The sequence below is a fragment of the uncultured Tessaracoccus sp. genome, from assembly GCF_947255005.1.
Classification (GTDB): Bacteria; Actinomycetota; Actinomycetes; order Propionibacteriales; family Propionibacteriaceae; genus Arachnia.
The window spans coordinates 1-9,928 of sequence record NZ_CAMYFI010000074.1 but is presented as its reverse complement, the minus strand read 5'-3'; the positions used below and the strand labels follow the sequence as shown (position 1 = coordinate 9,928).

The 9,928-nt window shown below is 62.8% G+C and carries 9 protein-coding genes; 2 read left to right on the top strand and 7 right to left on the bottom strand.

The window, feature by feature from the left end; all coding sequences use genetic code 11:
• The 7 genes from Q0X61_RS11590 to sucB form a co-directional block, all read right to left on the bottom strand.
• Positions 1-1,444, bottom strand: a 1,444-nt coding sequence (locus Q0X61_RS11590; RefSeq protein ID WP_297742814.1) for a glycoside hydrolase family 2 TIM barrel-domain containing protein, incomplete at its 3' end; no start/stop codon positions are given.
• A gap of 27 nt (positions 1,445-1,471) precedes the next feature.
• A complete protein-coding gene (locus Q0X61_RS11585; protein ID WP_297742813.1) occupies positions 1,472-2,485 on the bottom strand; it encodes a LacI family DNA-binding transcriptional regulator in 1,014 nt (337 codons plus the stop codon).
• An 11-nt stretch (positions 2,486-2,496) separates the two neighbouring features.
• A complete protein-coding gene (locus Q0X61_RS11580) occupies positions 2,497-3,381 on the bottom strand; it encodes a carbohydrate ABC transporter permease (protein WP_297742811.1) in 885 nt (294 codons plus the stop codon).
• Positions 3,378-4,208, bottom strand: a complete 831-nt coding sequence (locus tag Q0X61_RS11575) for a carbohydrate ABC transporter permease (RefSeq protein WP_297742810.1) — start codon at positions 4,206-4,208, stop codon at positions 3,378-3,380. Before Q0X61_RS11575 ends, Q0X61_RS11580 begins: the two co-directional genes overlap by 4 nt.
• A gap of 91 nt (positions 4,209-4,299) precedes the next feature.
• The gene (locus tag Q0X61_RS11570) at positions 4,300-5,568 is read right to left on the bottom strand and encodes an ABC transporter substrate-binding protein (RefSeq protein WP_297742808.1); all 1,269 of its coding nucleotides are present in this window, start codon (positions 5,566-5,568) and stop codon (positions 4,300-4,302) included.
• Positions 5,569-5,964: 396 nt separating this feature from the next.
• Complete coding sequence (locus tag Q0X61_RS11565) at positions 5,965-7,131, bottom strand: integrase core domain-containing protein (protein WP_297742816.1); 1,167 nt, start codon at positions 7,129-7,131, stop codon at positions 5,965-5,967.
• A gap of 312 nt (positions 7,132-7,443) precedes the next feature.
• Positions 7,444-9,186, bottom strand: a complete 1,743-nt coding sequence (sucB, locus tag Q0X61_RS11560) for a 2-oxoglutarate dehydrogenase, E2 component, dihydrolipoamide succinyltransferase (RefSeq protein WP_297742806.1) — start codon at positions 9,184-9,186, stop codon at positions 7,444-7,446.
• A 177-nt stretch (positions 9,187-9,363) separates the two neighbouring features.
• Here sucB and Q0X61_RS11555 point away from each other — a divergent pair, with 177 nt between their 5' ends.
• Positions 9,364-9,693: a hypothetical protein gene (locus tag Q0X61_RS11555; RefSeq protein WP_297742804.1), complete on the top strand. Its 330-nt coding sequence runs from the start codon at positions 9,364-9,366 to the stop codon at positions 9,691-9,693.
• A 1-nt stretch (position 9,694) separates the two neighbouring features.
• Positions 9,695-9,928: AGE family epimerase/isomerase (locus Q0X61_RS11550; protein WP_297742802.1), on the top strand; the 234-nt coding region annotated here is incomplete at its 3' end.

Sequence of the window (9,928 nt, the reverse complement as noted above, 5' to 3'; positions counted from 1 at the left end):
TTATCCAGGACGTCTCGTGGGCTCGGAGATGTGTATAAGAGACAGGGCTATACATGCGCGAGACGATATCGGTGTAGGCGGATTCGTAGTCGCTCTCGTAATGCACGGGGCGGGTGGGGTCGAGGCGGTGCGTGGCGTCGGCCATGGCGGCTAGGTTCGCGCCGCTGCCCGATTCGTTGCCCAAGCTCCACGCGATGATCGACGGATGGTTGCGGTCGCGGTGGATCATGCGCTCCATGCGCTGCACGTACGCGTCGCGCCAGTTGGGGTCGTCGCTGGGGTTATTCTCCCAGCCGACGAAGCCGAACGCGTGGGTCTCCAGATCGCACTCGTCGATCACCCAGAAACCCAGCTCGTCAGCGAGGTCGAGCAGTCGGGGATGCGGCGGATAGTGGCTGGTGCGGATAGCGTTGAGGTTGTGGCGCTTCATCAGCAGCATGCCCTCGAGGCAGTCTGCCTCGTCGAAGACGCGGCCCTTCTCGGGATGGAACTCGTGGCGGTTGACGCCTCGCAGCCTGATCGGTGTGCCGTTCACGAGCCACTGGTCACCGCGGATTTCGACGGTGCGGAACCCCACGCGTACGGTGACGTGATCCGTCGCATTGGAGATCTCGACGGTGGTGAGTGCTGGGCGGTCGGGGCTCCAGGGGGTCACGTCGTCGATGACGATGGGCTGCACGTCGGCAGGCGAGTTCCAGGTGACGTCGACGTCGAGCTCGGCTGCGTGGATGCGCACCGGGAAGGCGTTGTCGGGCATTTCGACGGTGAGCGTGCCGGCACCCGTGGTGTGGTCGTAGGCGCCGTTCACCCAGTGATCGGTGATGCACCCCTCGGGGCGCGCGACGAGTGTGACCGAGCGGAAGATGCCGGGCAGCCACCACTGGTCTTGGTCTTCGACGTAGGTCTGCGCCGACCACTGCGCGACGCGCACATGCACGGAGTTGGTGCCGGGGCGCACCACGTCGGTGATGTCGAGCTCAGAAGGTAGCCGCGAGCCGCGCAGCACGCCGACGTGCTGACCGTTGACGGCGACGATGCCGAGCGACTCCACGCCGTCGAAGCGCAGCAGTATCTGCTGGTGTTGGTCCCAGCCTTCTGGTAGCTCGAACGCGCGCCGATGGTCGCCGATAGGGTTCTCGTCGGGTGCGTGCGGCGGGTCCATGGGGATGGGGAGCTTGACGTTGGTGTATGCCGGCCGCCCGTACTTACCGTCGCCTTCGAGTACCCAGTGGCACGGCAGGGTGAGTTCATCCCAGGCGCTGTCGTCGTAGTCTGCGGCATCGCAGTGCGAGGGCGCCTCTGCCACGCTGGGGGAGAGCAAGAAGCGCCAGGTCCCGTCGAGAGAGTGGACGTACTGCTCGTCGCGCCGCCATGCCCTCGGCGGAATACCATCGCCAGGAGCGGTGGACTCGAGGATGCGGTGGGTTTCGTCGGGAGTCGACATGGGTTTCCTTTCCGAAAGCAAGGATGTTCAGCGGGCTGGATTGAGAGTGGATTCACGCACGACGAGGTGTGTGGGGAACAAGCGGTGACCGGGATCCTTACCTGCGATCATCGACTGCAGCATAAGGATTGCCTGTTCCCCGAGGTACTGGATGGGTTGATGGATGGTGGTCAGCGCGGGCATGAGTTCTCGGCTAATCTCGTGGTCGTCGAAGCCAACGACTTGTACGTCGTTCGGGATGCGTTTCTCATGAGCTTCGAGGCTACGGTATGCACCGGCGGCCATGCGATCCGATGCGCAGAAGACGGCATCGATATCCGGATGGTGTTGAAGCAAGTCCTCCATCGCCGCGGCACCCGAGGTAGGGCCGTAATCCCCGTAGCGGACGAGCCGGGGATCATAATGGACGCCGAGCCCCGAGCGTGCCCCCTTGAGTCGTAATTCGGCGCCAGGTGCGTCCTCCGGGCCGGTGATGATCGCCACCCGGCGGGCACCGCAGGCCAGCAGATGCCGGGCAGCTGCGGTGGCGCCGGTGAGGTCGTCGATTGTCGCCGTGCGAACGTTTGGCCCCAGGAAACGCTCTGAGAGCCGACCGCAGACCGCAACGGGAAGATCCGCGGCGATGATGCGGTCTAGCAAGGGGTCGGTCATGTGTGGCGTCAGGTGCACCACGCCGTCGATGCGGCGACGGTCGAGGAACGGGGCGGTCCTTCGTCGCTCCACCTCGCTACCTGCAAGGAGGAGCAGGAGGGCATCCGAGCTGTCGCCGAAACCCTCCGATACTCCCTTCACGAGTTCGTGAATGGTCGGATCGTCAAAGAGTTCGTCGGAGGGCTGCGTCAACAAAACTGCGACAGCATGGTTGCGTCCCGATGCGAGTGCCCGGGCGTGTGAGTTGAGACGGTAGCCCGTCCTCTCGACCGCCTTTTGAACCGCATCGCGTGCAGCATCGGACACGTTTGACGCCCCGTTGAGCACACGGCTCACGGTGCCGCGAGAAACCCCCGCGACTCGTGCGACATCCTCGATCGTGGTGCTCATGCGATTTGTTCCTATCCCTTCGTTGCGCCCAGCGTGAGGCCGGCGACGAACTGCTTTTGCAGGATGAAGAACACTGCGAGTACCGGTAGTGCGGCGATGATGGATCCTGCTGACAGGAGATTGTAATCCGTGAAGAACGCGCCCTTGAGATTGTTTAGGGAACTTGTCACAGGGAACTTGTCTCCCGATTGCATCAGCACCGTCGCCCAGAAGAACTCGTTGTAGATCCATGCGGTCTGCAGCGTGGCGAGTGCGGCCAGCGGTGGGCGTAGCAGCGGGATTGTCAGCCCCGCGAACTGCGTCCAGATGGAGGCCCCGTCGAGCATGGCGGACTCGTAGATCTCCTTCGGCAGCGTCTTGATGTAGTTGCTGAGGACGAAGGTACAAAACCCGGTCTGGAACGCGACGTTGACGATGATGACGCCCAGGTGCGAGTCCAGCAACGAGCCAGAGGACGAGAGCCAATAGGGTAGTTCCACCGCTCGGAACATGCGGTAGATGGGGATGAGCAGGGACTGCGGCGGCAGGAGGTTGGCCGCGACGAACACCGCCAACATGGAGAGGTTGAAGCGAAAGCTGTAGCGAGCCAACACGAAGCCAGCGCATGAGGAGAGCACCAGGGTCACCACGACGGCTGTGAGCGTGATGATGGCCGAGTTGATGAAGCTGTTGGTGAATCCGCCCCGCTCCCAGGCTTGTACGTAGTTATCCAGGGTGAACCCGCCGAAGGACAGATACCCGTGCTGCAAGGTGTAGCTGTAGTCCCTAAACGAGTTGAACAGTGCCCAAAGCAGTGGGAACAGCCACAGGAGAGCCATGACCATGAGGAAGATCTGGAGGAGGATACGCATCGGGCGAATGCCTTGGTTGCGTTTGCCGGCAGTGGTTGTCGTCATGACTCTTCTCCCTTCATGACCACTCGGAGTTGGATGACGATGAAGATGGAACTGATCAGCAGCATGATCGTCGCCAGCGCTGAGCCGAAGCCGATCCGGCTGGCTTCACCGACGACGTTGGTGGTCACCAGCGTCGAGATCAGCTCCAGTCCGTTGCGGCCACGGTTGATGATCCAAGCGATGTCGAAGGCCCTCAGCCCCTCAATGAAGGTGATGGTCAGCACGATGATGTTCACTGGACGCATCACCGGGAAAATGACCTGTAGGTAGGTCTTGGTCTGGCTGGCGCCGTCCATGCTGGCAGCCTCACGCAGGCTAGGATCGACGCCCTTCAGACCTGAGAGATACAGCAACATGATGTAGCCGGTGTGGCGCCACCCATTGGCGATGATCGCCGCCCACAGGTTGATGGAGGAATCCCCGTACCAGTCGATCGAGGTGCCCAGCAGCGCGTTCAGCAGGCCTTGGTCGCGGCTGTACATGAGTTGCCAGACGAATCCGACGAGCGCTGCGGACAGGACCACGGGAAGGTAGAACGCTGTTTGGTAGAAGCGGGTGCCGCGCAGTTCCTTGTCCAGAAAGACCGCGAAAAGCATACCCAGCGGGGTAAACACGGCGAAGAGGACGAGCAGCCAGAGCACGTTGTGCCACAGCGCAGGCCAGAAGGGAGGGTAGATGGTGGCCAGATCCACGTAGTTCTGGCCACCCACCCACTTGATGTCAGAAAGCCCGCCGATGCCGTCCCAGGACGTCATCGACAAGAGCACGGTGATCAGGGCCGGTCCCCAGACGAGTCCGACGACAACGAGGACGGGAATTCCCAGCATCAGGCTCAGGACTAGTTTGTCAGTCCTGGACAGGAGGAGATTGCGGTTTCGCCGTCTTGTGTGAGTGGTGTTGCTCATGGGTGAACCTCCGTCACTCATTTCCAAAGATCGACTTCTTTTGGGCCTCGACGTTGGTGAGGATGGAGTCGATCTGTGCAGGGTCCTTGACAAAAGACTGCAGCGCGGGCCCGACGACGGTGTTGGCGAAGTCAGGGCGCGAGTCGCGGTCCAAGAACTGCGAGATGGCCTCGGCCTGCTCGATGATCGTCACGGCTTTCTTCTGGAGCGCGTTGTAGGTGCTCTGGTCCGCCTTTGAGTTGGCGGCGATCACCGAAGGGTCGGACTTGACCGTGACGCCGACCGCCTCGGGTGTGGCGAGGTAGGCGAGCAGCTCCTTGGCGAGCTTCTCGTTCTTGGGTCTAGCCGCCATCATGAATCCATCGACGGGGGCTTCTACCACCTTGGCGCCTATCTTGGAGTCGAACTCAGGGAAGACGAAGAAATCGAGGTCGTCTTCCAACCCAGCCTCAGCGAACTGCTGCTGCAGGAACATGCCCATCACGTAGACGCCGGACTTGTTCTGGATGAGGCCCTGCGAGGCTTCCTGCCAGGTGCGTCCGAGCGCGTCGGGTTGGTGGAATGCCAGAAGCTCCTTCCAAGCCTTGAACACGTTCTTGACCTGTTCCCCGTCCCAGGCCTCCTTACCGGCCATGAGTGAGACGTGGTAGTCGTAGCCATTGACGCGCAGGTTCAGCATGTCGAACGTGCCCATGGCCTCCCAACCGTCCTTAGCCGCGAAGGCGATAGGGCTGATGCCGTCCTTCATCATCTGCTCGGAGAGGGCGAGCCACTCGTCGAAGGTCTTGGGTTCCGCGTAGCCACGTTCCTTGAACAGGCTCGGGCGATAGAAGACGGCCCATGGGTAGTAGGTGCTGGGGATGAAGATCTGTCGGCCCTTGGAATCCGAGGACGCAACCTTCATCGAATCGGGCATGCCGTCGATCTTCTCCCAGACGTCTGAGAGGTCGCCGACAAGCCCCTTATCCGCGAAGTTGCGGGCGCGGTAGCCTGCGAACCAAGTGAACGTGTCGTCGGGGTTCCCCTGGAGGTAGTTGTTGACGCCCTCCTTGAAGGTTTCGTGCTGGATCGTGTTGATCTTCACTTCGCCCTGCTTGAAGCCAGCCATCATCTCGGCGAAGGCCTTCTTCGGGACGTCATCGGACTGGTACGAGCCCATGGTGACGACGCCGTCTGGGTTGCCCGACCCTGAGCCGCAGGCAGAGAGCAGGGAAGTGCCTGCGGCAAGGCCGGTGGCGCCTAGAAAACCACGGCGAGAAACGGGGGCTTGCGGTGTGAACATGTGATCCTCCTTTGGACCTATATGGGAGCGCTCCAAAGATACCGGGCAAGTAATGGCGTGAGTTACCGGGGGGTTAGATGGTTATTGAATTATGTTCGCGCCATTGCCGTCTACATCTGTGTGAGCGCTCCCACGGTAGCACGACGTGCTCCTGCGGCGTCAAGGGGGGGGATGCCATTCATCCAGAGGCTGCGCTACGCCTCGTCGCCGCTAAGCAGGGGCAACCTGTGCGGCAACAGAGCGGATCAAGTGTCACCTGTCTCCCGACGATGCCTCGTTGCGGCCAGGCAGGTGACACCTGTGCCGGAACAGAGCCGTGTGATGTCTCAGGACATGGGTGACGTTTCTGTGTCAGGACATTGGTGACAGTTGGTGTCTCAGGACATTGGTGACAGTTCACTGGTTTCGGGGCTGGTTTGGGGGTTTGCCGTTGCCGACGTAGCGGACTCCGGCTGGTGGCAGTGGGGATGCGTCGATGATGATTTCGCCGGTTTCGGGGTCGGTGACGGTGATGGTGGTGGTGGTGATCGTGGCGGTGAGCCAGCGTCCGATCAGGTGGGGGCCGAGGTGGTAGATCACGCCTTTGACTGTGATCGCTCCGCTCTTGCGGACCCGGCGTCGGTACTCGCCGATCTCGTCGGGTCGGGCATAGCGTGGCAGTCCTGGCTGTGGGGTGTGGACGGGCTCGGGTACGGGGATTGGTGGTTCCGCGACAGCGGTGGCGTCCCACGCGGCTTGCGGGGTGATTCTGCCCGGGAGTGCTTGGTGAGGGCGTTGGGTGTTGTAGATGATGTCGAACTCGTCGACTTGCGTTTGCAGGTCAGCGATCGTGTGGGCTGCGGGCTGTTTGTCAAGCCAGCGAAACAGGGTCTGGTGGAAACGTTCGTTCTTGCCCTGCGTGGTCGGTTTACCCGGCCGCCCGGTGATCGGCTGCACTCCAAGGCTGGTGGCGTAGACGGTCAGTGCTGAGATCGCGCCACGCCGCGAGGTGTTCAGCGCTGCGCCATTATCGGTCAACAGCCGCTGCGGGACTCCGTGCGTGGCCACGCCCTGCTGGAACACTGTCACCGCGGCCTTGGCGGTTTCCTTGGCCGCGACCAGGGAAGCCACCGCTTTGCGGGAATGGTCGTCTTGGAGTTGGAAGATCACACACCTGCTGCCTGTGGCCAACACGTACTCGGTGGCGTCGAGCTGCCAGCACGCGTTCGGCGCGGGATACACGAACCGGCGATACGCCGAACGAGGCTTCTTCCCAGGTTCTCGCCGCGCGACTGCCCGGACACGGAAAATCCGAGCCAACGACGCCGGCGACGGCGCGACCATACCCATCGCCAACATCTTGTCATGCACACTGATCGGCCCGTGATCCAAGCCCGACGCCTCCAACGCCGCACGCACCTCCAACGCCTGCTCCTCAACCTCCCCCGAGATTCTCGTCGGGCTTGACTTCGGCCGTCTCGACCGCGGCTCCAACACCGCCGCCTGGCCTTCCTCTATCGCTCGACGACGCAAGACATAAAACGTCTTACGAGAAATCGAATGCTCCTGGCAAAACGCGCTCACCGCCCCACGCGGGGCATCCTCAGGCCACCGAGCAATCGCCAAACGAACACGCGGATCAACAGGCACATTCTTACTCATCCACCCATCGAAGTGTCACCACCAACACACACGAAACTGTCACCGATGTCCTGACACAAAACTGTCACCGATGTCCTGAGACATAACACCGGAACAGAGCCGCACAGGTTGCCCCTGCCTGGGGGGGGGCACGCACATGTCCGACGGGGCCCGCGCCGGCTGGGCAGGGTGTCAACACAGCGGCGGGCGGCCCGGGAAAACCCCAGACCGCCCGCCGTGAGTGCAATTGCTAGCTCAGAGCCCGAACTCGGCTCCGAAGTCGCCCTCCTCCAGGCGCGCCTTGATGGCGGAGAGGAAGCGGGCGGCGACGGCGCCGTCGATGATGCGGTGATCGTAGGTGAGCGAGAGGTACATCATGTCGCGCACGGCGATGCTGTCAGTGCCGAACTCGTCGGTCACCACCACGGGGCGCTTCACGAGCGCGCCGGTGCCGAGGATTGCCACCTCAGGCTGGTTGATGATCGGCGTGTCGAACAGGCTGCCGGCCGAACCGTAGTTCGTGATGGTGAACGTGCCGTCGGCCAGCTCGTCGGGGCCAACCTTGCCTTCGCGGGTGCGAGCGCCGAGGTCGCCGATCTTGCGAGCCAGGCCGGAAACGTTGAGGTCGCCGGCCTCCTTGATGACGGGCACGAGCAGGCCACGCGGCGTATCCACGGCGATGCCGATGTTCTCGGCCTGAGCGTAGGTAACCGTGCCGGCCTCGAAGTCCACCGTCGAGTTCACGACGGGGAACGCCTTCAACGCTTCCACCGTCGCTGCTGTGATGAACGGCAGGTATGACAGCGACACGCCCTCGCGGGCCTTGAACTCGTCCTTCGCCACCTTGCGGATGCGGGTGATGGCGGTCATGTCCACCTCGACGGTGGCGGTGAGCTGCGCAGCGGTGGCAAGCGACGCGGTCATGCGCTCGGCGATCACCTTGCGCAGACGCGACAGCTTCTCCGTCTTTCCACGCAATGCCTGCGCCTCGGCGCTGGGTTCGGGCTTCGCGGGCGCGGGCTTCGCCGGAGCAGGCTTGGCGGGCGCCGCAGCGGGGGCCTTCTGCTCAGGAGCCTTCGCGGCGTCGAGCACATCCTGCTTGCGGATGCGGCCGCCCACACCAGTGCCTTGTAGCGACGTTAGATCGACGTCGTGCTGCTTGGCGAGCTTGCGCACGAGCGGGGTGACGTAGGTGCCATCCGACGACGATTCTGCGACGCGGCGGGCCACGGCGGCCTCGACGGCGGGGGAGTGCTCAACCTTCCCCTGCTTCGGCTCCGAGTTCTGTTCGGGCTTGGGTTCTGGCTTCGCCTCTGCCTTGGGCTCCGGCTCTGGTTCTGGCTCAGGAGCGGCTTCTGGCTGGGGAGCATCGCCGGAGCTGTCGCCGTCGGAAGGCTCTCCGACGATGGCGAGCACAGCGCCTACCTCGGCGACGTCGTCTTCTTCGAAACGGATCTCGAGCAGGGTTCCGGAGACGGGGCTCGGGATTTCGGTGTCGACCTTGTCGGTGGAGACCTCCAGCAACGGCTCGTCTGCTTCGACGGTGTCGCCGACGGACTTCAGCCAACGAGAGATGGTGCCCTCGGTGACCGATTCGCCGAGCGCGGGAAGCGTCACGTCGGTGCCTGCCGCGGCAGATCCACCGCTCGCGGGCTTTTCAGCCTCGGGTTCAGGCGCGGCCTGCGCTTCCGGCTCCGGCTCGGATGCCTGAGCTTCGTCTTGTGCGGGGGCGTTGTCGGAGGGAGCTGCGCTGCTCTCCGACTCATCTCCGACGATGGCGAGCACAGCGCCTACCTCGGCGACGTCGTCTTCTTCGAAACGGATCTCGAGCAGGGTTCCGGAGACGGGGCTCGGGATTTCGGTGTCGACCTTGTCGGTGGAGACCTCCAGCAACGGCTCGTCTGCTTCGACGGTGTCGCCGACGGACTTCAGCCAACGAGAGATGGTGCCCTCGGTGACCGATTCGCCCAGTGCAGGAAGGGTTACTTCGGTGGACATTGTGTGCTTGCTCCTTTGGTTTGCCGCTTCTTGGTACTCAGCCTATATCCGTTTGATCACGCATGTGCAAGGAAGTGCAGTCGCGCAACACGACAGCAACCCCAGGATATCGCCGACCCCAACCGCGCCTGATGTCGGCGCACCGCCGTCACGTCCTCAGCACGGAGGTACGTCATAATGGCCCTTGTGGGTTGGTTCCGCAGACGCAAACAGCAGGCCCGGGAACAACATGTTGCCGATGAGCTGCAAGTCGCTTCCTATGACCACCTCGTCGAGTTTTGTCGTACCCGGCGGGGCGTCGAGGCTTGGGTAGAACGCCCAACGTCGTTCAATAAGGCATCCCTGCTGCTCGTCGCCTACGACGGTGAATCCACCAGGCGGGCCGTGCCCAGCGAGGAGTACGGATACGCCTTCGCCGACGAACAAGACATTCCCTGCTACGACGCAGGCGTGGTGCCTTACCCTCAGCGGATGCGCGAATACGGACTACGAAAGAAACGGAGTTGACATGGGCAAGTACACGTGGGGCGCCCCAGAGCACTTGGAGTGGTTGGACGATCACCGCGAGCACCTCGTCGACTTCTATCAGCCCAACGTGGTCGATCCGGCAGGAGGCTACTTCTGGCTTGGCGACGACGCATCCCCGAAACCCGAGCAGGGCAAGGGGCTCTGGATTGCCGCGCGCATGGTGCACTGCTTCTCCCTGCTGCACATGCTGGACCGCGACGGTGCCCTCGACGTG